We start from the raw sequence: 26,473 nt of genomic DNA, 5'->3' as shown, positions 1-26,473 counted from the left end.
AGCACCAAGGAAGGTTAAATCATGATGAACGCGTTTCCCCGACGACAGTTTCTGCTCGGCGGGCTCGTCCTCGCCGGCACCGGGGCCGTGGCCGCCTGCACCAGCGACCCTGGACCCGCTGCCTCGGCACCAGGTTCCTCTCTTCGCCCCACTCCCACCCCCACTGCGCTCGGCGAGCCGACGGTGCGCCGGACACTGACCGCCCGGCCCCTCTCTCTGGATATCGGCGGTATCGAAGCCAAGACGTGGGGATACGTCTCTGACACCGGGGATACGGCCATTGAGGCCACCGTCGGCGACGTCCTCCAGGTCGATATCACCAATGAACTGCCTGAGAGCACCTCCATCCACTGGCATGGCATCGCACTCCACAACGCAGCCGACGGTGTGCCCGGCATGACCCAGGACCCCATTGAACCTGGCGAGTCTTTCTCCTATGTTTTTGAAGTCCCCCACGGTGGCACCTACTTCTACCATTCCCACTCCGGCCTGCAGCTTGATCGCGGCCTCCACGCCCCACTGATCGTCCGTGACCCGCAAGACGCTGAGGACCAGGACGTCGAGTGGACCATCGTGCTCGACGACTGGGTCGATGGCATTCAGGGCACTCCCGACGATGAGCTCGACAAGCTCACCGGAATGGGCTCGGGCGACCATAACGGGAAGAAGGGGATGGGAGGCCACGGCCATATGATGCACGGCACCCCGGACCGGGTACTGGGCGGGGATGCCGGCGATGTGATGTATCCGCACTACCTCATCAACGGACGTATCCCCCGTGCTCACCGGACCTTCGAGGCTCGCCCGGGTGACAAGGCCCGCCTGCGGTTTATCAACTCCGGCGGTGACACCATCTTCAAGGTGGCCCTCGGTGGTCACCGCATGACCGTCACCCACACCGACGGCTTCCCCGTCCAGCCCCGGGAGACCGAATCGATCTACCTGTCGATGGGCGAGCGTGTCGACGTCGAGGTCATCCTCGGCGACGGCATCTTCCCGCTCACGGCTTTGGCGGTGGGTAAAGACGACCGCGCCTTCGCCGTCATCCGCACCGCCGGCGGCCAGGCCCCTCACCCCGATGTCGACTTCCCCGAGTTGTCGTCCACCGGACTGCTTCTGTCCTCCCTGAAGCCAGCAGACCGTGCACTCCTGCCCGAGGACACACCAGACCGAGAAGTCAGCATCGACCTGGGCGGGCAGATGATGCCGTATGAATGGAGCATTCTCACCGACGGCCAATCCTCCTCCGCGATCGTGCAGGCGGGCCAGCGCCTGCGGATGGTCATGCGCAACAGGACCATGATGCCCCACCCCATGCACATCCACGGTCACACGTGGGCGCTGCCCGGCAGCGGCGGGCTACGCAAGGACACCGTCCTTCTCCGCCACGGTGAAACCATGATCGCCGACCTGATCTCTGACAACCCCGGTGAGTGGGCATTTCACTGCCATAACGCCTATCACATGGAAACCGGGATGTTCAGCTCGCTTCGCTACGAGTAACCCGGCTCTTTTCCGCTTTGTTCTGCGGTATACAGCTAAGGTCGTTGTGCCCGTATATCGGGGACTCGGGAATTGTCCTTGATCCATGCTTCGGCATGAGGATCAATAAAGCTTGCCACCATTTGGATGGCGTTATCAACGGAGTCAAGATCTTCAAACTGCTGTCTGCTGCCAGGGGTTTTCTTCAACGCCTTCTTAACCTGAGGCCAGACGCTCGCCTGATAGTGACTGCTTAGGAGGAAGCGCCAAAAGTCGAAGCTGAGTTCAGCGATGATTTTTCCTGGTGGTGCGCCTTCCTTCCCGGCCCGTTTCTTCGCTTTGCGGATATTCTTCTTCGCTGCATCGTTGAAAGGGATTCGATCGTCGTCAAACCATCGCTCGCCGTACCTTCCGGTTAGGGCATTGTGAATGCTATTTCGGAGGAGTACTTCGAGGTGTTCGATGTCTGCGAGATAGGTCTTCGTGAGGTGAGTATTCCAAAGGTAGAGCGTTTCTGGTGATGGATGATCGGTGTACCTGCTCATTCGCGCAGATGAAAACCACTGGGACAGCTGTACTTGGGCTGGGCTTGGATTTCCATATGGATATGATAATGTGCGCTTTGAAAACCCCGGAACGATCCCTGCACTACGAAAGTAGGAGTAAATCGCCGGGGTTATTGATATCTTCGGGGAATTATAGCGGCCAGAAGTTCGAAGTTTTTCGCCCTTATTTACCGTGAATGACAGTGACAGATTTGTGATCCCTTGGGCTTAGGAGTTGTGGCAGTAACAGCTACCTTTGAAGGATGATTACTAATGAACTCCGAGAATTACTGACCGTAGCCACGACCCATGCGCAGCGCTTCCACGACGGGGAAGATCACACCGTAGCCGCAGCCCTCCTGACTGAATCCGGCAAACACGTGCTCGGTTTGAACGCATACCATTTTCTCGGTGGCCCCTGTGGTGAAATCTCGGCCTTAGCTAACCACGCTGCTAGTCATCCCGAGGATCCCATCCGGGCGGTAGTCGCCGTCCACGGTCCGACTGGCCAGGTGCTTTCGCCCTGTGGAAAATGCCGCCAAGTGCTATTTGATACTGATCCGTCTATCCGGTGCATCGTGCGCAGAAGCAATGGACTTGAAGCACTCACCGTGGAAGAGCTCTTACCGTTCGCATATAACTGGCGTGACATGGACAAAGAGCAACGCATCTATATGTGGGAAGGCTACGAGGAATCAATTCGAAGCGGAGAAAAGCAACAAACCATTCGGGTGGATGACCCCTTCCACGAAGGAAGCGCCCAGATTGTCTTCGAGAAAGAATCCGGAGAGGTTGTCACCATTCCCGCAGAAGTCACTTCTGTCGTCTCTACCCAGCGGAGGTCCTTGACGGAGGAACAAGCCCGAAGAGATGGCTTTGGTTCTCTTGCTGAGCTCCACGAAGCGCTCGATACTCACTATCCCGGATTAGCTGAGGATGATGAGGTCGACGTCGTAGAGTTCACGCTCCGTAAGGCTTAACTACTTCGGTAAAGACGACGGGGAAAGGGTTTTGCCTAGACTGTCGGTATGTTCGGCCCCGCTTCCGCCCAGCCACCGCGGCTTATAGATTTCCCTGTGCTGCGGTTACCATTTGTGGAGTTCGCATTTGTTGGGCTGCTGGTGGCCGTCTTTTTCGTTGATACGCAAGGAACTGATGCTGAGAGCGGCTTCCTTGCGGTCTTTGTGGTTCTTCCCGCACTCGTGTTTCTGGGAATTGCCTACCTTATTTCCCTGCCCATGCAGCGGAAGGACATTACAGATTTCCGGCTAGATGCCGTTTTCGTCGTTATTGGAGTGCTTGGTCTCTTCGGCTGGATCGGCCAGATGCTCATTGCTTTGCCCCTCCTGTGCTGCCTGCCCGTAGGGCTTTCAGCACTGATCCGCAGAGGCATCGCCTTTGCGTTGTGGAAGAGGGGTAAAGGCCCGCAACTGCCGGAATGAGGTTACGCGCTCTGCCAGCGCATCCTGCCGTCCGATGCCGGGGCGCACGTCATCGGGACACCTCTCTTTGATACCCCGCTTCCGCCGTTGCAATACGCGCCGGGGTGAACGTAGTTCTCTTCAACGGCGGGTGCTTCATACACAGCGGCAGCTTCTTGCACTGGGGGATTTGCGGCCATCATTTCGTCGGCACACTGCTGTGTCCAGCCAGAGGTTCCATCGCTGAAGAATGTCGTTCCGGTTTCGTGTAGCGAGACATCACCGCAGGACTCGATGGCTTTCTCCATCGGAGTAGGTTGCGCCGCACCGGGCGCCTCGGTGAAGCCGATGACTTCTTCTTGCGGTTGATCCACGCCGATATCTTCGGCGCTTTCCTCGGCAGTGGGAAGGGTGGGGTGTGGGGCGTCTTCAGTAACGCTGGTGCTTGACGACGTCTCACTCGCAGGGGTGGATTCAACGTCGAGAGAGGAACAGCCGCCGAGCACAAAGAGCGCAGAGGCAATACAGAGAAGTCGCTTCATTTCAGGTCCTTTGTTTATCTACCTCTATGGTAGTGACGGGTACCCTAGTTGCGCACAGGAATCACACAGTAGCTGGCCAGGCTCGGCGGATAAGCTGGTGCCTCATGAAAAACGGCTTTTTACAGCGCGCTTTCCTTGCAATCCTCCTCGGCACTGCCGCCCCCGTTCCGGCTCATGCCCAGACCATGGAGACCTCCGCCGCGCAGGATCTCGGCATCAATGATCCTGACTGTAAGCCCACGGGTTCCGTCACTGAACCCGTTGTTTTATTGCACGGTACTTCGGCAAACTCGGCCGAGTGGAACGATCTCATCCCGAAGCTCAAGGACCAAGGGATGTGCGTGTGGGCCTTCGACTATGGCGCCGAGGACATTGCGTACCAGAACGCCTACGACTACATGAAGGGGATTGCGGATCTAGATTCTTCCGGGCGCGAGATCGCCGGGCATATTGAACACATCCGTGAGGTCACCGGAGCAAACAAAGTAAACCTCGTCGGTTTCTCCCAGGGCGGCCTGCACACCAAGACCTTCACACAACTCTACGGCTCAGCGGATGAAGTGAACCGCGTGGTCACCATCGGTGCGAACTTCCACGGGACGACGTGGGGCGGGCGGGCAACGCCCCTCAAGACGGCCGCAAAGATCGCGCCCGATGTGGTTGATTTCCTCGGCACCAGCGCTGGCATCGAGCAGTTGGAGGGCTCGGATTTTATGGAGAATCTCAACCAGCTTCCGGATACCGCGCCCGGCGTTACTTACACGTCCATCTATTCGCCGGCGGATAATACCGTGACGCCGAACCAGACCTCGGAGCTGAGCGCTGTTCCGGGCGCGGACGTGGTCAATGTGGAATCCGCCCCAGTCGAACATGGAAATCTACCCCATGACCCGCGCGTGCACGATCAGATTCTGTGGGGGCTCACGCGTTAGTGACACACATCCAGGGTGCCATCGATGCGGACGGCCGGTGCCGTCACTGGCACACGCTTGTCGACGTCATTGCGAACAAGTGCCACACCTGCGGCGGATGGTTCGCGTGTTCGCTCTGCCACGCGGAGCTGACCGACCATGAATTCGGACCCATGCCGAAAGACCAGCTCTGCGTCATGTGCGGGGCCTGCGGCCGAACAATGACCTATGCCGAATACTCAGCATATAAATGCCCCGCGTGCGGGCATGCCTTCAATACAGGCTGTGCGCTGCACGCGGGGACGTATTTCCGCTAGTCTTCTACGGCAAAAGCTGGGCCAGCGGGGTGCCCTCGACGAGGGTCTTGAGGTACGCCAGAATGTCCGGGACGTTGAAGGTGAAGTTGCCGATGGTCACCGGGAAGGTCGGAAAAGCGTTGTTCGATGGGGCGTTATTGCCGTTATTTGCCGGGGCACCACCACCGTTGTTGGCAGGGACAGTGTTGTTAGCTGGTGCAGTGTTCTGAGCAGGAGCAGTGTTGCCGCCGCCACCGTTCAGGCCGCAGCGAGCGATGGCCTCGTCGGCGCGGGCGACGGCGTCGCGGATCTCGGGACCACGCGGGTGGAAGTTGGCAGCAGCCAGCGCCTGGGACTTCTTGCTGTTGTAGTCAGACGGATTGGTGTAGTACTTGGTGGCCTGCTCACAGGAAATCTGGCCGGCAGGGACCTTGGCCAGGTAGTCATCCACCATGTCGGCGGATGCGGTAGGGGCGGACAGGCCGATGGCAGCAGCAACGGAGCAGAGGACAAGCTTATTTCTCATGCGCCACATTGTGCCACAGCTTTTACACGTTTGCGTTAGTGCTCGCTTCCTAAGAAACGATTTACCAGCGAAAAATACGCCTTCACAGTCAAATCCAAGTCTTCCAGGTAGAGGTGTTCGTCGTGGCTGTGCAGCTGCGAGTTTGCGCTGGCCATATCCCGATCCTCCGCATGCAGCGCGAAGCCATAGGCGTTGCCGCCGCGGCGACGCGCCACGCGCAGGTCGGAACCACCCGTCGCCAGCACCGGCAGCACCTCCTTATCCGGAAAAAATTCGTGGGCGGTCTCCTCGATGCAGCGCCACAGTTCAGTATCGGTGGAGGACTGTGTGGCGTCCTCCGTAATAAGGTGCTCGATCTCTACTTCGTCGGCCATATCGCCGAGGGCCTCACGCAGGAACTCGTCGAGCTCCTCCTGGGTCTGGCCAGGGAAGGGGCGGATATCCATCTCCAGGTAGGCGTGGGAAGGCAGCACGTTGATGGCGCCACCCGCGCGCAGGACAGTTTGGGCAATTGTCGTGTGCGAGAAGGCGTGAGCGTAGGCGGACAAACTACCGAACTTTTCATAGTCGGCCGCGGTAGCGGAGCCGTCGAGAAGCGCTGCCTCCGTTGCGGGGTCGAAGCGGAAGGTCTTGACGAATCCCTGCCACACCTCATCCGTGGCCACGGGTGGCTCGGCGGCGGCGATGCGGCGAGCAACCTCACCGATTTTGACGATGGCAAAGTCCTTCCCAAACGGCGTGGAGCCATGGCCGGCATCGCCGTGCACGTGCAGACGGCGCTGGCCCGCGCCCTTCTCACCGACGTTGAAGCCGAGCGCGCCGGGCAGGTGGCTGCCGCCGGTTTCCGAGAGGCAGTTGCGCACCGAGTAGGCCTCCGGGTGGTGCTTATCCATCCAGATGGAGCCCAAGCCGCCGCGGGCCTCCTCGTCGGCCATGCCGACAAAGGCCAGGGTGCCGCCGGGGTTGCCGCGCTGAGCGACATCGCGAGTCACCGCCGCCATCGTCGCCGTAATAAAGAGCATGTCCACCGCGCCGCGGCCGTAGAGCTTGCCATCTTCGATGACGGCGTCGAAAGGTGGCTTGGTCCACTTGGGCTCGTCGACGGGCACGACGTCGGTGTGGCCCATGAGCGTGAGCGGCTCCTTGTCCGGGTCACCCGGAACGGTCACCACGATGGTGACGCGGCCCGGGTGCGATTCATAGCGTTGAATCTCCACCGGGGTGCCTGCGAAAAACCGCTCCAACGTGTCGGCATTGCGGACCTCGTGGCCGGAATCCGGAGTGAGGTCATTGACGCAGGCATTGCGAATGAGCTGCTGAAGCAGTGCGAGGGTGTCGTCGTAGAGCGTGGAATCCATGGCCTAAAGGGTAGCCCGGACTACATGAAACCGGCAGATTTACCACAACTTGAACGGTGTTCAAGTAATGTTTCCCGCATGAGCATCGTAGACATCGCACGCGAGAAGGCCCTGGAGCAGGGCATCGGCCTCAACGAAGAAGAACTCCTGCAGGTTCTCCAGATCCCGGATGAGCAGCTGGAAGAGATCGCGGACATCGCCCACAAGACCCGCCTCAAGTGGTGTGGTCCGGACGTGTCCGTGGAAGGCATCATCTCCATTAAGACCGGCGGCTGCCCGGAGGATTGCCACTTCTGCTCACAGTCGGGCCTGTTTGATTCTCCCGTACGCGCCGCGCGTCTCAACATTCCGGAGCTGGTGGAGGCCGCCAAGAAGACGGCCAAGACGGGTGCGACGGAGTTCTGCATCGTGGCAGCTGTGAAAGCCCCAGATGAGAACCTCCTGTCCCAGGTTGCCGAGGCCATTCCGGCCATCCTGGATGAAGTCGATATCGAAATCTCCCTCTCGCTCGGAACCCTGACCCGCGAGCAAGCGCAGCGCCTCAAGGACATGGGCGCCCAGCGCTATAACCACAACCTGGAGACCTCCAAGTCCTTCTTCCCCAACGTGGTCACCACGCATACCTGGGAGGAGCGCAAAGAGACCCTCGAGAATGTCCGTGCAGTCGGCATGGAAGTCTGCTCCGGCGGCATCATCGGAATGGGCGAATCACTAGAAGACCGCGCCGAATTCGCTTACCAGCTGGCCCAGATCGAGCCCTGCGAGGTGCCGATGAACTTCCTTGATCCCCGCCCGGGCACCCCGTTCGCGGATTACCCGCTGGTCCCGCTCGGTGAGGCGCTGCGCGCCGTGGCCGCATTCCGCCTGGCCATGCCGTCCGTGACCCTCCGTTTTGCAGGCGGCCGCGAGCTCTCCCTCGGTGACGACGGCACCGAAAAGGGCCTCCTCGGCGGCATCAACGCCATCATCGCCGGAAACTACCTGACCACGCTGGGCAAGCAGATCGAGAAGGACGTCGACATGCTCGGCCGCATCGACCTGCCCATCAAGGCGCTCTAATGAACAGCTCGACGGAGCTGGCCGCTGCCGTACTCGCCGGCGAGGAGCCGCTGTTCCACCCCAACACTGGGAAACCACTAAGCGAGGAATTCACCCTGCACCCGGCAGCCGCGGCCGGCCTGGACGTCCCGCGCTATTGCCAGCTGTGCGGGCGCCGCATGGTGGTGCAGGTGCGCCCGGACGGCTGGAACGCGCGCTGCTCGCGCCATGGCGAGCTCGACTCGGACTATCTCTATGAGGAGGTACTTCCGTAAGCTGGGGCACCATGGATCCCGCTGTTGCCCACGCCCATCGGTCTGCGCTGCGCTCGATTTCCCGCGTCGTCTCAGAGATTGCGACCCCGACGCCTCCACAACAAGCGTTGAACGCCGTCGCCGAGCAACTACGCCGCGGCAACGTCATGGTCCTCACGGGAGCAGGTGTATCTACAGAATCAGGCGTGCCGGATTACCGCGGCCCGAACGGCTCCCTCAGCCGGCACCGCCCCATGACCTACCAGGAGTTCCTGCACGACCCGCAGGCCTCCCACCGCTACTGGGCCCGCGCCTTTGTGGGCTGGCGGGTCATGCAGGCCGCACACCCCAACCGCACGCACTACGCTTTGGTCGAGCTCGAGCGCGCCGGGCTTCTCACGGGCGTTGTCACGCAGAACGTTGATGGCCTGCACGAGGAAGCTGGGCAGCGCAACCTCATCGCCCTGCATGGGGATATGCAGCACGTCGTGTGCTTGAGCTGCGGGTACGAAGAAGCACGCGCGGACTACGACGCCCGCGCGGCCACAGCCAACCCGGAATTCCTCCAACGCTGGGCAGTCAACAAAGCGGACGTGAACCCCGACGGCGACGTCGCCCTCAGCGAGGAAGCAGTGGAAGAATTCGTCATGCCCGGCTGCGTGCAGTGCGGCTCGCAGCGCCTGAAGCCAGACGTAGTCTATTTCGGTGAGCCAGTGCCTACCTACAAAAAGGACGCCGCCTATGCGATGGTCAACGCGGCGGACTCGGTGCTCGTTGCCGGTTCTTCGTTGGCGGTCATGAGCGGCTTTCGGTTCGTCCTAGAGGCCAAGAAACAAGGCAAGCGCGTGGCCACCATCAATGGAGGGCCGGGACGCGCCGACGATCGCGTCGACACCCTGTGGCGCACCCAGGTGGGCCCGGCTTTCGACGCGATCCTGGATGAGCTAGAACTCTAAAGCTGCTCCAGTTCTTCGAGCACCACGTGGCATACCCGCTTGTCCAAGGGCATGTCTTCGTGGCGGATTATCGCGCGGCGCTCGATGTCCTGAATATAGATATTTCGTACCTGCTGGCCGTTGAGGAAGCAGGTGTTGGGTGGAACCACGACGGCATCGGAGCGCGTGGCGATGCACGTATAGCTCACACCGGGTTCGACCTCACTGTCGCGGTTCGTTGCCTCCACGACCTCGCTGCCGACTACTTGCTGCATGCCGGCGGGGCCAAACCAGCCGTCGATAAGCGTGCGCACGACCTCCTCCTGGCGCTCGCCACGGAAGAGGGGGCTGGCAATTCCGCCCTGGGTCGTTCCGTGGTTGGGCGCACTGATGCAGACGACGTGCCGTACAAACCCCGCGCTATCGTGCATGCGCATCCAATAGCGAGCCAGCAATCCGCCCTGGGAATGCCCCACGAGGATCACCTTTTCCGCGCCGGTGACGGCAAGGACGGCGTTGATGTAGGCGTCGAGCTGCCGGGCGGATTCCTGCAGGGGAGCGGTGGCGCGGGTCCCGTAGTCAGGGGCGAAGGTGGCCCAGCCAGCGGCGCGGAGCATGTCTGCGAGGACTTGCCAGACGCCTTTGCTGTCGCAGGTTCCGTGGATCAAAATAACCGGCCAGGGTCGTTCGGCGGTGGGGCGCGCGGACCAGTCGTCTTCGCACACGCCTCGCGTCCGCCTGCGGGCACCGAGGGGGAGTGTGGTCATGGGATTGCAGTTTACCCTTGACGCCCCTCCAACTTTTTTACTAAGCTAAGGCTTGCCTAATACGGGCCGGGCGGTGAGCTCCACACCGCACGCGTTACCGGATTAGTCATGGGGATAGAGCCCGCCGCCTCACCGCGGCGGGCTTCTTTCATGGATACACTCGCGAGCATGACCGACCTGCAGCATGTCCACTCCGTCAATGAAGCGATTTCCCGCCTCAGCGAGCTCTATGACAGTTCCTGCGAGCTGGCACGTCACGCTCTCGCCTCGGGGGACCACGACGCCTACCGCCACGTGGTCTACCCGAAGATCACCGTGGATATCCGCCAATGGACACCCATCGACCGCTCTGAGCCCTTCGGCTACGTGGACCAAGAGGGCCGCTACTCGGCAGTGATATCAAAACCATGGCTGATTCGTAGTTACCTCACGGAGCAGCTCACGCGGCTCACCAATAACTACCCCTGCGATATCTACGTCGGTCAATCGGATGAGCGCATCCCGCCGGAATATATCCGGGGGATTACAGAAATTCCCCAGGACCGCGGCGATATACCCCGGCCCACCCTCGATGCGGTTCATGACGGGATCGTTGACGGCGCGTGGAAGGCCTTTCACGGGAAAGAAAAGCCGCTGTTCCACTTCGGCCCGCAGCGCTTCGACATCGCCTGTGCTCGCATCGAGCACTACACCGGTATCGAGGTGGACACCGTGCAGAAGTACATCCTGTTCACCAACTACGCCATGCACACCACCGAGTTCGTCAAGTTCGGCCTGCGCGAACTCTCACGTGAGGATTCACGCTACACCGCGCTCGTGCTGCCCACGGGGGAGACCATCCACTCCAATGACGCGGTGCTTCTCGACGTCGACGAGCTCACCCTCACCTCCCGCTACCAGATGCCCCGTTTTGATCTCATCACCGCCGGCGGAGATGGCATCACCATGATCAATATCGGTGTAGGCCCCTCTAACGCCAAGACCATTACGGACTGCTTGGCGGTCCTGCGCCCGGAGGCCTGGATCATGATCGGCCACTGCGCAGGGCTCGATGGCCGCATGCGCATCGGCGACCTCATTCTGGGCAATGCTTATCAGCGCGAAGACCACATCCTCGACGGCACCGTCACCACCAGCAACCCGATTCCCGCCATCCCGGAAATCCAGCGCATGCTGGAGGCCGCCGTCGAGGAGGTATACGGGAAAGACAATTCGCTCATGCGCACCGGCACGGTGCTCTCCACCGATGACCGCAACTGGGAGTGGCGCACCTCCCGGGACTTGTGGGAATGGCTGCGCCACTCTACCGCGGTGGCCGTGGACATGGAATCCTGCACGCTGGCCGCCAACGGCTACCGCTACCGCATCCCCTACGGCACGCTGCTGTCGGTCTCCGATCTACCTTTGCACGCCGTGCCCAAGCTTCCCGCCCAAGCGCAGGCCTTTTACTCGAACTCGAAGGAAGCCCACGTCATGTGTGCGGTGCGCGCGGTGGAGGCTTTGGCGGAGAATCCGGAGCGGCTGCGCACCCGCAAACTGCGCCGAACGGTGGCGGAGGTTCCGTTCCGCTGAGGTAGATGATTAGACTGAGGGAAATGCACAATCTGGCGAAGGAGACCTAGACGATGAGCACCCCGGAGTGGTGGAACCCGGAACGCGAGAACCTGACGTGGGAGGTCTTCGGTGAGGCCAGCCGCTACCTTTCGCAACAAATCGTGGATTCGGGCTGGTTCCCGGATCTCATCGTGGGCGTGGCCCGCGGAGGCCTGATCCCTGCAGGCGCTATTGGTTATGCCATCGGCGTCAAAGAAATGGGCGCTATCAACGTGGAGTTCTACACCGATATCGGTGAGACCCTGCCGGAGCCGATTCTCCTTAACCCGCAGCTGGATACGGATTCGCTCAAGGACAAGAAGGTCCTCGTCGTCGATGACGTAGCGGATTCCGGCAAGACCCTCGACCTCGTGGTCAACCTGCTCGAGCAGACCGCGTCCGAGGTCAAGTCCGCCGTCATCTACACCAAGCCGACCACCATCTTTGAGCCGGACTTCTCGTGGAAGAAGACCGACCAGTGGATCAACTTTGCCTGGTCGGTCCTGCCGGTCATCACCCGCGATGGTTCCTTCAAAGACGGCCACTAATGTCTGACCGTTCCGCCGGTTCTTTCCGCGCGGCCTTCAGCTCGCCCGCCCGCTTCCGCAAGGAGATGTTTGGCGGGCTTGCTGTTGCGCTGGCCCTCATCCCGGAAGTCTTAAGTTTCTCCATCCTCGCCGGGCTCGACCCCAAGGTGGGGCTCTTCGCCTCCGTCATCATGGCAATGTCCATCGCCATCACTGGCGGGCGCCCAGCCATGATCTCCGCTGCAGCTGGTTCTGTCGCCGTGGTTATCGCGCCCCTGGCCCACGAGCATGGCCTGCAGTACGTGCTCCTGACCATCTGGATGGCGGGCATCCTGCAAGTAGTGATGGCAATGCTGGGCGTCGCCAAGCTCATGCGTTTCATCCCCCGCAGCGTCATGCTGGGTTTCGTCAACGCGCTGGGCATCCTCATGTTCACCGCGCAGCTGGGTCACCTGTGGCAGGTGCCGTGGCTGGTCTATCCTCTCGTTGCTCTGGGCCTCGTCATCATGGTGGTGTGGCCGCGCATCACCACGGTAATCCCCGCGCCCCTCGTGGCGATCGTGGTTGTCACCATGTTGACTGTGATTTTCGGCTGGCAGGTTCCCGACGTCGCGGATCAAGGCGAGCTGCCGACCTCCCTGCCCGGTTTCGTCATTCCGGATATCCCGTGGACGAAGGACACCCTCCTCCTCTGCCTTCCCTATGCACTGGGGGTGGCACTCGTCGGACTCATGGAATCCCTGCTCACCGCCAAGCTTGTCGACGACCTCACGGATACCCACTCCGATAAAACGCGCGAATCCGTGGGCCAGGGCATCGGCAACATGCTCGCCGCTGCCATCGGCGGCATGGGCGTGTGCGCGATGATTGGCCAGACCATGATTAACGTCAAGGAATCGCAGGCACGCACGCGCTTGTCGACGTTCCTCGCCGGCGTCTTCCTCCTTATCCTCATCCTCGTGTTGGGGGACACCGTAGGGAAAATCCCCATGGCTGCTCTTGTGGCGGTCATGTTTATGGTGTCCTTCCACACCGTGGATTGGCGCTCGGTGCGCACGATTCACCGCATGCCTCTGAGCGAAACCCTCGTCATGCTGGTGACGGTGATTGGCACCTTGGCCACGAATAACCTGGCGGTCGGTGTGATCCTCGGTGTGCTCACTGCCTCGGTGGCCTTTGCACGCCGCGTCGCCCACCTCGTGTCGGTGGAGCTAGAGGGCAACGTCTACACTGTGCGCGGCCAGCTCTTCTTCGCCTCCTCGAACGATCTGGTCTACGCCTTCGATTACACCCTGCCGGTGGAGAAGGTCATCGTGGATTTCTCAGAGGCCGATATTTGGGATGCCTCAACCGTGGCGGTGCTCCAGGCTGTGGAAAGCAAGTACGCAAGCCGTGGAATAGCGGTGGAATTCCGGGGCCTTGATGGTGTTAGCCTCGCGCGTTACCAGCGGATCTCAGATTTGGGTTAGGTAAACCTACCAGAAAAAGTGTTATGACGTGCGAGTTTGCTTAAGATCACCTTGCTAGCGCGCCCGATTTTTTTCTGTATTGTGGGAACAACACACGAAAGGAATAACTCTTATGGATGAGAAACTGCAAACGCTCCTCAACGCCCAGGTCAATAATGAGCACGGCGCAGCCCTGATTTACACTCAGCTGGCCTACGAGATGGACAACCTGTCCTTCCCAGGCATGCGCGATTGGTTCTTCAAGCAGGCAGAGGAAGAGCGCGAGCACGCACAGAAGTTCGCCGAGCACCTGTTGGACCGCGGCTACCGCGTCGAGCTGGAGGATATCCAGGTCGGCTCCGTCAAGGCCGCCACCCCGCTCGATGCTTTTGAGGCATCCCTCGCGCATGAGCAGAAGGTCTCGGAGCAGATCCGAGAGATCGCCCGCACCGCAGATGCGGCTGGGGACCTGGATTCCCGTGGTCTCATCAACTGGTTCCTCGAGGAGCAGGTTGAGGAAGAGTCCTCCGTGTCTGAGATCATTGACCAGCTCAAGCTGGTGGGCAATGACGGTTCTGGCCTGCTGCGCGTCGATGGCTCGCTGGCGCAACGGTAACGAAGCCATATAGTTTGCGCGGATTCTCCCACGGCCCCCTGCGGTTGGTGGGAGAATTTTTTTATGACTACAACGCGCCTCATGCTCATCTGCGGTGCCCTTGCCGGGCTAGCGATTGCATTGGTCGGTGGCATGTGGCTGGCGGCAACCAACATGGCTCTGGGAACCTTTTTCTTCGCCCTCGCGGTGATGCTCGGCCCGTTTGCCGGGCTTGCCCTCTTATTGTGCGCCGCCGCGGCGGCGACGGCGCTGAGCCGCTCCCTGTTTAGCGTGGGCGGGCTATTCCTCGTGGGGGCAACCTCGACGCTGTTGGCACATGGCACACTATCGCTTCCGCTTTTCGTAGCGGGCACGCTGACTGGCGCTCTTGCGGTCTGGCTACACTGGGCGCATGGCCACTTTGCTCTTCGACCTCTACGGCGTGCTCATGCGGTCAGCTACGCCCGCCGGGAACGCTGAGCTGGAGGATTACCTCCGTCCCGACAATGTAGAGCACTTTTGGTCTCTTTATGAGGAGTTTCGCCCTGCATATGACGCTGGGCACCTGAGCGATGCGCAATATTGGGGCCGCATTCGCGCGCTGGCCGGTCTTGCTCCTTTTGATGTCAGCCACGCCATCGAATTGGACACCGAGCACCTGCTGGTAGCCGACGAAGAAATGGTTCGTGCGGTCCTAGGGTTTATTGGCCAGGGCCATAGTGTTGGCATCCTGGCGAATGTGCCGGCGGCATTGGGAACCAGGATCCGCCAGACGCAGCCCTGGCTGGAAGAATGCGCCGCCGTGACGCTGAGCTGCGATATAGGGGTGGCCAAGCCGGATCCGGAAGCCTACCTCGTGGCCGTGGATGCCCTCGGGGCCCAGGCCAAGGACACCCACTTCTTCGACGATCGGCCGGACTTCGTCGCCGGCGCCCAGCACCTTGGGCTCAAAGCCCACCTTTTTACGGGAATTACTTCAATCCCCTTTTAGGCAGCTTTGGCCTCGCGGCCGAGATCGAGCGGCACGCGCAGCAGCGGGTCCAGCGCCACAGCGCGGGTGCAGGCGCGAACAATCTCGGTGTGCGAGGGAATCATGCGCAGCTCCACCGGGTGGTCGGTGGCCTGGCGTACAGCGGAAGCAAAGAGCTTCGGCGCTGCCGGATCATCTGAGAAGGCTCCGCCGGCTACCACGAGGGTGTCAGGTTTGTACTCAGCCAAAAGCTCAGCGGCGGTGGCGCCGAGGGAGCGTGCGCGGTCGTCGAGAAGCGCTCGCGTCTCATCGTCAGCGTTCGCAACCACGTCTGGGAAAGACTCCTCACCTGTCACATCGAGCACCGCCTGCGTAGCGAGAGAGTCAGGGTCATCGATGTTGAGCTGCACGATCTCATCGCCAACTGTGAGCGCAGTACCAACGGAGTCATCCGCGTAGAGCACCATGACGGGCTTCTCCGCTCCCATCTCCGTCGACTGCGTCTCTGAGCCGAGGATCGCCGGGATGACGGAAGACACAACTACTGGAACGCCGAACTGATACTCCAGGCGGCTGGCGATGTCCATTTCGTCCCACCCCAGGTTGTGGGCGGTGATGCGCCCGGCCTCGTTGACGCTGCCGGAGGTGGTCACGCCGACTGACACCAAGCGGCGATCCAGGCCGGCCATGAGGCGATTAACGCCAGCGATGATGTGCTCGATGACGTCACTCGCGCTCAGGCGAGAAACCGGTGTAGCCACGTCTTCCTCGCGGAGCGTGCGTCCCTGCGTGTCAAAGAAGGCGATGTGGGTAAAGGCGGTACCGACGGCAATGCCGGCCAGCATCCAGTCATTATCCGCTACCTCCAGGGGCACTGTGGGGCGCCCGCGACCGCGGGACTGCGTCAAATCCGTGCGCTGGCGGATCAGTCCAGCACCCAAAAGCGCGGCGGTGGCGCGGGTGATTGTGGGCTGGGAGAGTCCCGTGGCTTCGACAAGTTCACTGCGGGTGACAACGGGGTTGAGTCGAATGATGTGGAGGCACTTCGCCGCTGGGGTGCGGGGGCGCGTGAACACGGGACCGGATTTAATCATGGCGTCAAGTATAAATTCACCAGACCGCATTGTCTAATAGAAATTAGGATTCAGTAGACATCATGGTCTAGAAATGCGCCTGCGATAGAGTGATACCCATGGATTCTGTTGCTGTGTACTGCGGCTCCGCCGCCGGAAACTCTGAGGCCTATAGCCAAGCCGCGCACCATTTGGGGGAGGAGCTCGCGCGCCGAAACCTCACCCTGGTCTATGGCGGTGGTGACGTAGGCCTGATGGGTATCGTTGCGGACTCCTGCCTTGCCGCCGGCGGAACCGTCATTGGAGTAATCCCGCGCCAGCTCGTCGATTACGAGCTTTCCCACCAGCGGGTAACCCAGCTCGAGGTGGTCGACACCATGGCCCAGCGCAAGACGCGCATGGAGGAGCTCGCCGATGCCTTCGTGTGCCTGCCGGGTGGCGTGGGGACCCTGGAGGAGCTCACCGAGGTCCTCACCTTGCAGCAGTTGGGCAACATCGATGGGCCGGTGGGACTCGTAGACGTGAACGGCTACTGGCAGCCGTTTAGAAAAATGTACTCCGCAATGGTGCAGGAGGGGTTTGTCCAAAAACGCTTCCTCGATGCGCTCGTGGTCAATGCCGATCCAGCTGAAGTGCTGAACGAATTCGCATCCTGGGTGAGCCCGGGTAGCAAGTGGAGCAACAATTAGCTAACAACCTGGTAAATAAGGCGGCGCCGGGTTGGCCCAAAGCCCCAGATCTTCGTTAGACTTCGCCCTTATGAGTTTTGACCAGAACGCAGAGCGCCAGCCTTCGCTGCTGGACGCGTCGTGCGATAACTTCGTCCACGACCTCGCGCAGCTCACGCCCACCGATGCCACCGCGTGGGGAATCCCCGGCTTCGATGGGGAGCTGGAAGATTTCTCCCCGGAGTACTACTCCTCCGTGGCGGATCGCACCCGTGAGATGATGGCGGATCTCGATGCACTCGATGACACCACCGACGAATCCGACGATGACGACGATTTCGACGAGGTGGACTACGTCACCGCCGCCGTCCTGCGCGACCGTCTCTGCCTGGATCTTGACCTGCACCATGCTGGTGAGGACATCCGTTGTCTTAACAACATTGCCTCGCCGGTGCAGACCATCCGCGACACCCTGATGCTCATGCCGAAGGACACTCCGGAACAGCTCGACGCCCTGCGTTCGCGCCTGTCGAAGGTGCCGGCATCCCTCAGCGGCTACAAGGAGTCCCTCACCGAGGCGGCGTCGCGTGGCATGGTGGCGCCCCAACGCCAGATCTCGGAAGTATTCGTGCAGAGTGAGCGGCTTGCCGACGCCGGCTCCATGCTCGAGGACCTTGGCGTGGAGGGCCCCGAGGTGGACGCGGCCAAGGAAGCCTTCGGCGAATTCGCCGATTGGCTTTCCAACGAGCTGCAACCGCAGGCTCCGTCCCAGGACGCGGTGGGCCGGGAGCGCTACGAGCGCTTCTCCAGGCTTTTCGTCGGGGATGCCGTGGACCTCGATGAGGCCTATGAGTGGGGCCTGGATCAGGTGCGTTCCATCAAGGCGGAACAAGAAAAGATCGCCCACGAGCTCTATGGCTCCGACGTGACGGTCCGCGCCGCGATGCGCAAGCTCAACGAGGAGGAGCGCTACCAGCTCCATGGCACCGACGCGCTGGTGGAGTGGATGCAGTCCACCGCGGATCGCGTCATTAAGGACCTCGACGGCACCGCCTTCGATATCCCGGAGGCCGTTAAAGAAATCGAGTGCTGCATCGACCCGGCCGGCACCGGCGGTATCTTCTACACCTCGCCGTCGGATGACTTCTCCCGCCCCGGCCGCATGTGGTGGTCCGTACCGTCTGGTCAGGAGCTTTTCCACACCTGGCAGGAGCTGACCACTGTCCACCATGAGGGCGCGCCGGGCCACCACCTGCAGATTGGTGCCGCGCTGACCCAGCCTGACCTCAATCTGTGGCGCCGCGCGGTGACCTGGAACTCCGGCCATGGTGAAGGCTGGGCTCTCTACGCGGAAGCACTCATGGCGGAGCTGGGTTACATGGATGACCCAGGTTTCCGCATGGGGCTTCTCGACGCCCAACGTTTCCGCGCCGCCCGCGTCGTGGTGGACATCGGACTCCACTTGGGTAAGCCTTTGCCGGATTGCAACACGTCCGGTGTCTGGGATAAGTCCCACGTCAAGACCTTCATGCGTGAGAACACCGCGATGGATGATGCCAACCTCTCCTTCGAGGTCACCCGCTACCTGGGTTGGCCGGGTCAGGCTCCGTCTTATGCCTTGGGCCAGCGCCTGTGGCAGCAAACCCGCGACGCTGCGGTGGAGCAGGGCATGGACGTACGCGATTTCCACTCCCAGGCATTGGCCCTAGGCTCTGTGCCGATGTCGATCCTGCGTGAGACAATTCTGGACTAAAACCCCAGGTCGCTTCTTAGACTCTTGGATTTATCCACACCTGACTCTTGGATTTATCCACTAGTGACTCTGTGATTTATCCACTTGTCGGGCTAACATGCGTGGTATGTACCTGCCCCGAATCGTTGATGCAGAAGTCGAGAGAGGGCTCCGTGTTTCGGGAGCCCTCTTCCTCAAAGGCCCCCGTGCAAGTGGGAAAACATCAACAGCACGCCAATTCGCAAAGTCCGTCATTCAACTTGACCGTGACTCCCCAGAAGCAAACCTTGCGCGCATGCAACCGGCTTTGGGGCTTCAAGGGGCGCGGCCGCGGCTTATTGATGAGTGGCAGGTTGTCCCTGCTATCTGGAATGAAGTGCGCCATGCAGTTGATGACTCACCGGAGAAAGGACAGTTTCTCCTTACAGGCTCCTCCACGCCCAATGACGATGCCACCAGGCATTCGGGCGCAGGCCGTATTCGTTCTATTCAATTGCGCACGTTGAGTTTGGCAGAGCGAGAACTTGCTGCTGAGCGGGTATCACTGGGCGCCATCATTGCTGGCAATCAAGAGCCTACAGCCGGGACGGACGCCACCGTGGCGGATTATGCCCGATGGATCGTTGCTGGTGGTTTTCCGGAGTTCTTTGACCTTGATCCGCTCGACGCGCAGGAAGGGATGGAATCCTACCTCACGGAGATGAGCGAGCACGATTATCCGGAGCTTGGCGGACCGCGCCGCGATCCGCGCCGTTTCCAGTCTTTCCTTCATGCCTATGCCGGACTAGTTGCCCAGCCGGCCACCGCTGCAGCGATTCGTAAACGCATAGGAGAACTCAGCAGCGCTACCTCGACACCAGCCGCAGAAACTGTGAACGTCATTCACGATTTTGCTACGCGCCTCTTCCTTATTGAGGATCAACCAGCTTGGTCACCGCGTACGAGGTCGAAGACTTCCATGGTCCAAATGCCTAAACGCCAGCTTGCCGATCCCGGTTTGGCTGCTGCTTTGTTGGGAACGGGTCCAGATAAACTGCTTGGGGATTTAGAGACATTAGGCATCCTCTTCGAGGCGCAACTTGTGCACGATCTGCGCGTCTATGCGCAGGCACTGCGTGCGCGCGGAGTATTCCACCTGAGGGATATGAAGGGGCGCGAAGAAATTGATGCAGTAGTGGAGCTTCGAGATGGTTCGTGGGTGGGATTTGAGGCGAAACTTTCGCACAACGAGGTCGATGCAGCGGCAGCACACCTTAAGCACGTAGCCGCTAAGCTTTCTTCGCCTCCAGCAGCGCTGATAGTTGTGATTCCCAGCGGTCCAGCTTTCCAACGTCCGGATGGGGTCTGGGTGGTACCACTAGCGGCGCTTGCGGAATAGCCCCAGAATCTGCGGCAGGTAGCCGGCGATGACGAGCACGATGATGAGCCGGATAATCTGTACGGCCACCACGGCGGGACCCGCCCCTCCTTCTGCGGACAGCGCGAGAACCGTCTCCAGCGCGCCGGGCGAGGTGGCGAGGTAAGCCTCAAAGTAGGTGATGTTTAGCCACGCGGTCAACGGCAGGGCGGTCAGCGCGCACACGCCGATCACGACAATGATGAAGAGGATCGTCGCCGGTAGCTGCTTGGCGAAGGCCCGCAGTGCCGGTACCGACAGCCCGCCACCACAGACCCAGCCGATGGACATGAATGCCATGATCTTGAACACGTAGAGCGGCTCCAAGGTGTGGCCGGCTGGGATAATCTGCGCGACCAGCACCGTCAAGATGAGCGGACCTAGCACCGCAGCCGCAGGCAAACGCACGAGCTTGCCTAGCTTCTCACCAACCACGGCGATAGCGAGGGTCAGCAGCACAATCCACCACGTGACCTCGCCGTCAACGCTCATGTCGACGCCTTCGCCCGCAGGAGCATCTAACAAAGAAACCACCAAAGGGAGCGATACCGACACCGCCAGAAGGCGCAGATATTGCGTCAGCGCCACGTAGCGGTAGTCCGCACCCAGCTCGCTAGCCAGCGCGGGCATGAGCGAGGCTCCGCCGGGCAGCATGGATAAAATGCCCGTCTCCCAGGAAATATCCTTCGGCTGTGAGCGGTGTAGCAGAACACCGCCAGCGACACCGATAAGCACGGTGATGAGGGACATCGTCACCGCAGCCGGCACAAAGCCAATGAGCGTGGAGGCAGGCACAAGGGTCAGCGGTATCCCCGCCATCATTCCGATGAAACCGCGAGCGACAGCATAGAAGCGATCGTTGACGGAAAGCTCCTTGCCCGTCGTCAGTGCCATGGCGCCGGAGACCACGATGGCGCCCAGAATCCAGGCGGCGGGCACGTGCAGGTAGCTGAATACTGCCCCGAGAGCAACAGATCCCGGGGCAACGATGGCCCACCTTGCACGCACAGACATGCAATCGAGTTTAATGATGGTCATGGGCTTTGGATTGAGTGGTTGGGCGATTCTCACTATTGGAGCTGCCGTGGCCGGATGGATCGACGCCGTTATTGGTGGCGGCGGCCTCGTCCTTATTCCGCTCATCATGGCGGTGGCACCGCAGCTTGCTCCCGCCGCCGCCCTAGCCACAAACAAGGTGGCGGCGGTATCTGGCACAGCGTCCGCGGCCATTACGCTCGTCAGGAAAGTCCGCCCGCCGAAGGGCGAGCTCATCCGTATGGGTCTTATCGCCCTTGTATGCTCCAGCCTCGGCGCCACGGCGGTCGCGCTCATCGACAAAGACATCATGCGCCCAGTCATCATTGTGCTCATGGTGGCGGTGGGTACCTTCGTGGCTTTCCGTCCAAGCTTCGGCAGTGGCGAAGGAGACGGTATCCGCGGCGGCTGGCGCACGTGGGCGGGGTTAGCCGCCGTGGCGGCCATTGCCTTCTACGATGGCGTCTTTGGCCCCGGCACCGGCATGTTCCTCATCATGGCATTTACAGCCATCTTCTCCCAGAACTTCCTTACTTCCGCCGCGATGTCCAAGGTGGTCAACACGTGCACCAACGTTGGCGCGCTCATCGCCTTCATTCTGGGCGGGCACGTGGTATGGGGCCTAGCACTTGTTCTCGCAGCGGCAAATATCATTGGTGCGCAGCTGGGCGCGCGAACAGTGCTCGGCGGCGGTGCGAAGCTCATCCGTTATGCGCTGCTCACTCTCGTCGTGGTGATGAGCGTGTACCTGGCCTGGCAGCAGTGGGGTTAAATCCTGTTCTTCGTCTTTGCGGTTGCTACCGCATTCCACGGGTCCTCGGGCCACGGGTGTTTTGGGTAGCGCCCGCGCATGTCGGCGCGCACCCCGGCATAGGGCCCGGACCAGAAGCTGGCCAAGTCATCGGTCACAGCAAGCGGCCGCCCGGCGGGAGACAGTAGATGGAATTGCACGTGGTGGCCGCAGTATTCGGGGGACTCCGCTAAACCAAAACACTCCTGCAACTTGATGGAAACCACCGGGCGCTCGCCGGACCAATCAATCTTTGCATCACGCCCGGACGGCACCGGCAAACGCTCCGGCGCGAGCTCGTCCAAGCGGCTGGCTTCGGGCCACGGCAGCAATCGTTGCAGCGCCGGATACATGTCTGGGCGCCCGCCAATCGCCAACTCATGCAGCTCCGGATCCAGCCACTCAAGGTTGGCATTGTCGATATCTGGCCAGGGCTCTCCGTAGGCCCGATACAGATGCCGCAGACGTTCCCGCAGGTTCTGGGCCTTCTCGCTGAAGTGGAACAAGCTTAAGCCCTGTCCGGACTTACGCAGTGCCTCCACCGCCTCATCGCCAGAGACCTTCACGGGCGTCTCCGACAACACGATGGCACCTGCCGCACGCACGCGCACGCCGCGGACCTTGGATCCGTCGAGAAACGCTCGCGTCTCTTCGGTCACGCCGATAATGCTGAGCGCATCCTTTTCCGCGATGGGCACGGCTTCACGAATGATGGCGTTACCAGATTGCGCCAACGACACCTCCGCCACCGCCAACCAGTCAGCTCCCTGTTCACCGTTGAGTAGCCGCGCGCGGGTACCGCTCGCTAACAAGTACTCCTTGTCAGCCACGCGCTTAGCCACGAACTCCGGGAAGGCGCTAGCGACCACCACGCCTGGGTCCACCGGCCCGTTGTTGGGCACCAAGCGGGCAAGCCGCTTCGGGTCCGAATCATCCAGACGAGCAATCGTGCATGCTGCCCCCGCACCGTACTTCAACAGTGCCGCGCCCCATCGCGGGTGCACCGGCAAAAGCGCCAACTCTTCAGTGGCATGAAGCAGATCTAGGGTGCGGTGGGCGTCGGCAAGCGCGGCCTTCGGCGGTTGATCAAGCAAGGGGAAGTCCGGTCCCGCGCCCCAACAGTCCATAAACAGCGCTGCCTGCGTGAGGTCCGCGGAAAGGATTTCTGGAATCACGTGCGGAGAAAAGTGCTGGTAATCCTCCTGCGAATAGCAACGGACGACGGTACCCGGCGCCTCGCGCCCGGCACGTCCGGCGCGTTGGTCGGCGCTGCTTTTCGACGTCGACACTGTCACCAACCCACTCATCCCGCGCTGCGCATCCCGCTTGGGAACGCGGGACAATCCAGCATCGATGACGGTGCGCACGCCCGGCACGGTCAGCGAGGACTCCGCAATAGACGTCGCCACCACGATGCGCTGTTCTCGCGTATACAGGGCCGCGTCCTGCTCCTGCGTGGTTTGGCGGCCGTGGAGCGGAAAAACGTTGTGGCCGCTCAATGCATCACACACCAGGTTGACCTCGCGCACGCCGGGAACAAAGACCAGCGTGGACTCGTGCTGCCGCGCGGCAACCTTGGCCACGCCTTTCCAAAACTCCCGATCGCCCGCGGCACGTCCCGGAATCGGTTCATAGGAAATGTCGAGCGGGTACGTCACTGCCTCAGTGGAATGGATCGGTGCCCCTCCCATGAGCTGGGAGAAGCGGGAGGCGTCGACAGTCGCGGACATGGCAATGACCCGGAAATCATCGCGGAGCTGAGCCAACTCCAAGCACATGCCCAGCACCAAATCGGTATCGAGCTGGCGTTCATGCACCTCGTCGATGGCTACGGCATCAACACCAGTGAGTTCCGGATCCCGCAACAGTCGGCGCAACAGCACGCCGGGGGTAACAAACTCGACGTCCTGACCTTTGCGGGAATCACCGCGCACCGCATAGCCGATGCGCTGGCCTGACAACTCCTGCAAGCGGTTGGCCGCGGCACGCACCGCCACGCGGCGTGGTGCGGTGACGAGAACCTTGCCGTTTGCCTGGTTCGCCAACGCCGGTGGAACAAGCGTGGTCTTACCCGTGCCGGGCGGAGCCTGGACGACGACGTGGCCTTCGGAAGGAAGCGAATCAATAGTCTCTAGGACGGGGAGTCCTTTGCCGATCGCCTTGAGATCAAACATCGAGATCCTGGCGCTCCCACCTATCTTCGTTATCCTCCAGCTTGCGCACCACACGTCCCGGTGAGCCCAAGACCAGCGAGTTATCCGGGATATCCTTAGTCACCAGCGTGCCCGCTCCCACGACGCAGTTCTTGCCCACGGTGACGCCCGGCAACACAGTGACATTGGCACCAAACCACGTGTTATCGCCGACGCTGATAGGCTTCGCAATCTCCCAACCGTTTGCTCGCATCTCATGGTCGTTGACAGGATGCCCCACGGTAATAAGCGAGCAGTTCGGACCGATCATGACGTGATTTCCGAGGGTTACAGGCGCCTGCGCCAGGATCGTTGCGCCAAAGTTGATGAAGACGTCCTTTCCGATGGTCACATTGCAGCCATACTCCAAGTTGAGCGGGACGTGCAGCCCGGGAACCTCGGACTCGGGCGAAAGCAGCTCTCGCAAGATCTCCTTCGCGCGCTCTGGGTTGGTGTTGTGCAGCTCATTGAGCTCCTTGACCAGCAGGAAGCCGCGTCGATGTTCGGCGCTGACCTCCTCGTTGACACCGGGCATGAACCACTGCCCGCTGGTCATGCGCTCAAAGGATCCTTCGTCTGGGTGATGCATGTCAGCCATCCTATTCCCTCGTCTTAGTCTCGAGTCAGAACATCGAGAGCGGCACGGTGAAGGAAAACCTTGGAGCGGCCTTGTTGGATTTCTTCGAGGATTCCTAAATCTACGAGATGTGCCAGCCACGCGCTGGCAGTTTGGCGTTTGACGAAGCCCATCTCTACCACGTCAGTAATGCGTACATAGGGCTTGATAAGAATGAGCTCGGCCATCTCGAGGGGATGGTTAATCACGCCCGCAGAACGTATTCGTTGCGCAGTGTTTTCCTGGATAGCCCGAAGCTGGGTAATCATCGAGGAGGCGTCGGCAGCCGCTGCGTGAACGCCGCGGATCATAAAGAGAAGCCAGTCTTGCCATGCTCCCTTGGCTGTAACAGCGTTGAGATAGCGATAGTAGTCTGCTTTGTTGTCGACGATATACCCGGACAGGTATAAAACCGGCAGCTCAAGAAGATCTTCTTGAATGAGGTAGAGGACGTTAAGGATTCGTCCAGTGCGCCCATTGCCATCGTAGAAAGGATGGATTGCTTCAAATTGATAGTGAAGCAGTGCCATCTTTACGAGGGAATCAACGTCGTGGCTGCAATATATATAGTCCTCCCACGCTGCGAGATGGCCCTCGATAATCTCCTTTCCTTCAGGTGGGGTGTAGAGCCGCTCCTTCGTTACAGGGTTACCGATAAATGTGCCCGGAAGTGAACGCACCTCGGCCTGAGTATCTAGAAGGGTGCTGCATACGATTTTTGCCGTCTTCTCGGATAGAGGTCGCTGCGATAGCGAGGAAAGTCCAGCGTGGAGCGCGGCGTTATAGCGAAGAGCCTCCTTGGTGGCAGGAGTCGGCTCAGCATCGACGTGCCACGCCGCACGGAAGAGCTCGTCATTCGTGGTGACGATGTTCTCAATCTCGGAGGAAGCACGAGCCTCACGCAGTGGAATCGTTGAGGTGATGATCTCCGGGTTGGGAATGAGCTGGCAGGCCGTACGCAGTTCAGCCAGTTTTTCCTTAGCATCGATGATGGCCTTAAGCACGGGAACGGTTTCCACCACTTCTGCTGGTGGGAGGGGCGGAAGCCCATTGTAGGGGGTGTCCGGGCTATAGGTTGGCATGGTAAAAGAATAGACATGTTGAGCGGATATGTCGATTTTTTCTAGAATTTTCGACATATCTGGGTGACTTGTCGATTGCGTCGACATATCGGCGTACCCTCAGACGTTGACGCGTTAACAAAATCATGAAAGGCATCCTTATGGCGAAAATCGGCATCATCCTCGGCTCTACCCGCGACGACCGCGCCGGGCTGGCCATCGCCCAGTGGGTCACCGACCTCGCTCAGGGCCGCGACGTGGACTACGAGCTCATTGACCTCAAGGCTTTCGATGTCCCGATCCTCACCACCTCCGTCATTCCTATGGCGGCAAACAAAAACTACGAGGACCCGAATGTGCAGGCCTGGTCCGATGCTATCGATTCCTGCGATGCCTTTATCTTCGTCACCCCGGAGTACAACCATTCCGTGCCGGGCGCGTTCAAGAACGCCGTCGATTCCCTCGGTGCCGAGTGGGTGGCCAAGCCGATTGCTTACGTGGGCTACAGCTTCAGCGGCGGCATCCGCGCGGTAGAGGCGTGGCGCCTTATCATGGCGAACTTCTCCATGCCGCAGCTGCGCACTCAGTTGGATATCTCGCTAAATACCGACATGAAGGATGGCACCTTCACCCCGGCTGATTTCAAGAGTGGAATCGTCGAAAACATCTGCGCCGAGCTGGAAGAAGCCCTATCCTAGGGCG

29 protein-coding genes are annotated in these 26,473 nt (G+C 60.6%); 19 read left to right on the top strand and 10 right to left on the bottom strand.

Annotated elements, in window-relative coordinates; genetic code table 11:
- The first annotated feature begins 21 nt into the window (after positions 1–21).
- Positions 22–1,503, top strand: a complete 1,482-nt coding sequence (locus HMPREF2808_RS11430; protein ID WP_070520396.1) for a multicopper oxidase family protein — start codon at positions 22–24, stop codon at positions 1,501–1,503.
- 35 nt (positions 1,504–1,538) lie between these two features.
- Here HMPREF2808_RS11430 and HMPREF2808_RS11425 read toward each other — a convergent pair whose 3' ends face one another.
- Complete coding sequence (locus HMPREF2808_RS11425) at positions 1,539–2,027, bottom strand: hypothetical protein (protein WP_070533507.1); 489 nt, start codon at positions 2,025–2,027, stop codon at positions 1,539–1,541.
- 263 nt (positions 2,028–2,290) lie between these two features.
- On the opposite strand from HMPREF2808_RS11425, the gene HMPREF2808_RS11420 reads away from it, so the two are divergent.
- Together HMPREF2808_RS11420 and HMPREF2808_RS11415 are read left to right on the top strand one after the other, a co-directional pair.
- Entirely contained in the window at positions 2,291–3,007 is a 717-nt protein-coding gene (locus tag HMPREF2808_RS11420; protein WP_070533505.1) for an ASCH domain-containing protein, read from the top strand.
- Between the two features lie 48 nt (positions 3,008–3,055).
- A complete protein-coding gene (locus HMPREF2808_RS11415; RefSeq protein WP_070533503.1) occupies positions 3,056–3,469 on the top strand; it encodes a hypothetical protein in 414 nt (137 codons plus the stop codon).
- Between the two features lie 2 nt (positions 3,470–3,471).
- Here HMPREF2808_RS11415 and HMPREF2808_RS11410 read toward each other — a convergent pair whose 3' ends face one another.
- Positions 3,472–3,990, bottom strand: a complete 519-nt coding sequence (locus HMPREF2808_RS11410; protein ID WP_070533502.1) for a hypothetical protein — start codon at positions 3,988–3,990, stop codon at positions 3,472–3,474.
- 104 nt (positions 3,991–4,094) lie between these two features.
- Here HMPREF2808_RS11410 and HMPREF2808_RS11405 point away from each other — a divergent pair, with 104 nt between their 5' ends.
- Both HMPREF2808_RS11405 and HMPREF2808_RS13180 read left to right on the top strand, forming a co-directional pair.
- Positions 4,095–4,922: an esterase/lipase family protein gene (locus tag HMPREF2808_RS11405; RefSeq protein WP_070533500.1), complete on the top strand. Its 828-nt coding sequence runs from the start codon at positions 4,095–4,097 to the stop codon at positions 4,920–4,922.
- A complete protein-coding gene (locus HMPREF2808_RS13180) occupies positions 4,922–5,218 on the top strand; it encodes a CHY zinc finger protein (protein ID WP_083299197.1) in 297 nt (98 codons plus the stop codon). Before HMPREF2808_RS11405 ends, HMPREF2808_RS13180 begins: the two co-directional genes overlap by 1 nt.
- 4 nt (positions 5,219–5,222) lie before the next feature.
- Here HMPREF2808_RS13180 and HMPREF2808_RS11400 read toward each other — a convergent pair whose 3' ends face one another.
- Together HMPREF2808_RS11400 and HMPREF2808_RS11395 are read right to left on the bottom strand one after the other, a co-directional pair.
- Positions 5,223–5,723, bottom strand: a complete 501-nt coding sequence (locus tag HMPREF2808_RS11400; RefSeq protein ID WP_369821999.1) for a hypothetical protein — start codon at positions 5,721–5,723, stop codon at positions 5,223–5,225.
- A 35-nt stretch (positions 5,724–5,758) separates the two neighbouring features.
- Positions 5,759–7,081: a M20/M25/M40 family metallo-hydrolase gene (locus tag HMPREF2808_RS11395; protein WP_070520381.1), complete on the bottom strand. Its 1,323-nt coding sequence runs from the start codon at positions 7,079–7,081 to the stop codon at positions 5,759–5,761.
- A gap of 78 nt (positions 7,082–7,159) precedes the next feature.
- Here HMPREF2808_RS11395 and bioB point away from each other — a divergent pair, with 78 nt between their 5' ends.
- From bioB to HMPREF2808_RS11380, 3 genes are read left to right on the top strand one after another with little or no spacing between them, the layout of a single operon-like run.
- Positions 7,160–8,140 (top strand): biotin synthase BioB, encoded by a 981-nt coding sequence (gene bioB / locus HMPREF2808_RS11390; protein WP_070520377.1) that lies wholly within the window; start codon positions 7,160–7,162, stop codon positions 8,138–8,140.
- The gene (locus tag HMPREF2808_RS11385; RefSeq protein WP_070520374.1) at positions 8,140–8,394 is read left to right on the top strand and encodes a biotin synthase auxiliary protein BsaP; all 255 of its coding nucleotides are present in this window, start codon (positions 8,140–8,142) and stop codon (positions 8,392–8,394) included. Before bioB ends, HMPREF2808_RS11385 begins: the two co-directional genes overlap by 1 nt.
- A gap of 11 nt (positions 8,395–8,405) precedes the next feature.
- Entirely contained in the window at positions 8,406–9,329 is a 924-nt protein-coding gene (locus HMPREF2808_RS11380; RefSeq protein ID WP_070520370.1) for a Sir2 family NAD-dependent protein deacetylase, read from the top strand.
- Here the strand turns inward: HMPREF2808_RS11380 and HMPREF2808_RS11375 are convergent.
- Positions 9,326–10,075: an esterase/lipase family protein gene (locus HMPREF2808_RS11375; protein ID WP_070520367.1), complete on the bottom strand. Its 750-nt coding sequence runs from the start codon at positions 10,073–10,075 to the stop codon at positions 9,326–9,328. The two genes, HMPREF2808_RS11380 and HMPREF2808_RS11375, sit on opposite strands and share 4 nt — an antisense overlap.
- 168 nt (positions 10,076–10,243) lie before the next feature.
- On the opposite strand from HMPREF2808_RS11375, the gene amn reads away from it, so the two are divergent.
- The 6 genes from amn to HMPREF2808_RS11345 all read left to right on the top strand — a co-directional run bounded on the left by amn (position 10,244) and on the right by HMPREF2808_RS11345 (position 15,229).
- Complete coding sequence (gene amn, locus HMPREF2808_RS11370; RefSeq protein ID WP_070520364.1) at positions 10,244–11,647, top strand: AMP nucleosidase; 1,404 nt, start codon at positions 10,244–10,246, stop codon at positions 11,645–11,647.
- A 53-nt stretch (positions 11,648–11,700) separates the two neighbouring features.
- Positions 11,701–12,216, top strand: a complete 516-nt coding sequence (locus HMPREF2808_RS11365) for a phosphoribosyltransferase (protein WP_070520361.1) — start codon at positions 11,701–11,703, stop codon at positions 12,214–12,216.
- Positions 12,216–13,664, top strand: coding sequence for a SulP family inorganic anion transporter (locus HMPREF2808_RS11360; protein WP_070624733.1), 1,449 nt, complete (start codon positions 12,216–12,218; stop codon positions 13,662–13,664). Before HMPREF2808_RS11365 ends, HMPREF2808_RS11360 begins: the two co-directional genes overlap by 1 nt.
- Before the next feature lie 112 nt (positions 13,665–13,776).
- On the top strand, positions 13,777–14,259 hold the full coding sequence (locus HMPREF2808_RS11355) for a ferritin (protein ID WP_070520355.1): 483 nt from the start codon (positions 13,777–13,779) through the stop codon (positions 14,257–14,259).
- 63 nt (positions 14,260–14,322) lie between these two features.
- The gene (locus HMPREF2808_RS11350) at positions 14,323–14,718 is read left to right on the top strand and encodes a hypothetical protein (RefSeq protein WP_070520352.1); all 396 of its coding nucleotides are present in this window, start codon (positions 14,323–14,325) and stop codon (positions 14,716–14,718) included.
- Positions 14,651–15,229: an HAD-IA family hydrolase gene (locus HMPREF2808_RS11345; RefSeq protein WP_070520350.1), complete on the top strand. Its 579-nt coding sequence runs from the start codon at positions 14,651–14,653 to the stop codon at positions 15,227–15,229. Before HMPREF2808_RS11350 ends, HMPREF2808_RS11345 begins: the two co-directional genes overlap by 68 nt.
- Here HMPREF2808_RS11345 and HMPREF2808_RS11340 read toward each other — a convergent pair.
- Entirely contained in the window at positions 15,226–16,302 is a 1,077-nt protein-coding gene (locus HMPREF2808_RS11340) for an ROK family protein (RefSeq protein WP_070520347.1), read from the bottom strand. The two genes, HMPREF2808_RS11345 and HMPREF2808_RS11340, sit on opposite strands and share 4 nt — an antisense overlap.
- 98 nt (positions 16,303–16,400) lie before the next feature.
- Between HMPREF2808_RS11340 and HMPREF2808_RS11335 the strand changes: the two genes are divergently transcribed.
- From HMPREF2808_RS11335 to HMPREF2808_RS11325, 3 genes are all read left to right on the top strand, one after another.
- The gene (locus tag HMPREF2808_RS11335) at positions 16,401–16,970 is read left to right on the top strand and encodes an LOG family protein (RefSeq protein WP_070624731.1); all 570 of its coding nucleotides are present in this window, start codon (positions 16,401–16,403) and stop codon (positions 16,968–16,970) included.
- A 70-nt stretch (positions 16,971–17,040) separates the two neighbouring features.
- Positions 17,041–18,702: a DUF885 domain-containing protein gene (locus HMPREF2808_RS11330; RefSeq protein ID WP_070624729.1), complete on the top strand. Its 1,662-nt coding sequence runs from the start codon at positions 17,041–17,043 to the stop codon at positions 18,700–18,702.
- Between the two features lie 106 nt (positions 18,703–18,808).
- The gene (locus HMPREF2808_RS11325) at positions 18,809–20,059 is read left to right on the top strand and encodes an ATP-binding protein (protein ID WP_070533481.1); all 1,251 of its coding nucleotides are present in this window, start codon (positions 18,809–18,811) and stop codon (positions 20,057–20,059) included.
- Here the strand turns inward: HMPREF2808_RS11325 and HMPREF2808_RS11320 are convergent.
- Positions 20,039–21,091, bottom strand: a complete 1,053-nt coding sequence (locus HMPREF2808_RS11320) for an AbrB family transcriptional regulator (protein ID WP_369816023.1) — start codon at positions 21,089–21,091, stop codon at positions 20,039–20,041. The genes HMPREF2808_RS11325 and HMPREF2808_RS11320 overlap by 21 nt on opposite strands.
- Positions 21,092–21,107: 16 nt before the next feature.
- On the opposite strand from HMPREF2808_RS11320, the gene HMPREF2808_RS11315 reads away from it, so the two are divergent.
- Positions 21,108–21,884, top strand: coding sequence for a TSUP family transporter (locus HMPREF2808_RS11315; RefSeq protein ID WP_369816024.1), 777 nt, complete (start codon positions 21,108–21,110; stop codon positions 21,882–21,884).
- Here HMPREF2808_RS11315 and HMPREF2808_RS11310 read toward each other — a convergent pair.
- From HMPREF2808_RS11310 to HMPREF2808_RS11300, 3 genes are read right to left on the bottom strand one after another with little or no spacing between them, the layout of a single operon-like run.
- Positions 21,881–24,076 (bottom strand): ATP-dependent RNA helicase, encoded by a 2,196-nt coding sequence (locus tag HMPREF2808_RS11310; RefSeq protein WP_070624723.1) that lies wholly within the window; start codon positions 24,074–24,076, stop codon positions 21,881–21,883. The two genes, HMPREF2808_RS11315 and HMPREF2808_RS11310, sit on opposite strands and share 4 nt — an antisense overlap.
- Positions 24,069–24,683 (bottom strand): sugar O-acetyltransferase, encoded by a 615-nt coding sequence (locus HMPREF2808_RS11305; RefSeq protein ID WP_246818579.1) that lies wholly within the window; start codon positions 24,681–24,683, stop codon positions 24,069–24,071. The genes HMPREF2808_RS11310 and HMPREF2808_RS11305 overlap by 8 nt, the downstream gene beginning before the upstream one ends.
- Before the next feature lie 23 nt (positions 24,684–24,706).
- Positions 24,707–25,849 (bottom strand): Fic family protein, encoded by a 1,143-nt coding sequence (locus HMPREF2808_RS11300; RefSeq protein ID WP_070520323.1) that lies wholly within the window; start codon positions 25,847–25,849, stop codon positions 24,707–24,709.
- A gap of 83 nt (positions 25,850–25,932) precedes the next feature.
- Here HMPREF2808_RS11300 and HMPREF2808_RS11295 point away from each other — a divergent pair, with 83 nt between their 5' ends.
- Positions 25,933–26,469 (top strand): NADPH-dependent FMN reductase, encoded by a 537-nt coding sequence (locus tag HMPREF2808_RS11295; RefSeq protein WP_070520320.1) that lies wholly within the window; start codon positions 25,933–25,935, stop codon positions 26,467–26,469.
- Positions 26,470–26,473 lie beyond the last annotated feature (4 nt).

Origin of the sequence: Corynebacterium sp. HMSC078A10 (genome assembly GCF_001811565.1) — a bacterium.
In the GTDB taxonomy this organism is placed as follows: domain Bacteria; phylum Actinomycetota; class Actinomycetes; order Mycobacteriales; family Mycobacteriaceae; genus Corynebacterium; species Corynebacterium hesseae.
The sequence above is the reverse complement of the archived record's forward strand: the minus strand, read 5'-3'. Positions and strand labels throughout refer to the sequence as shown.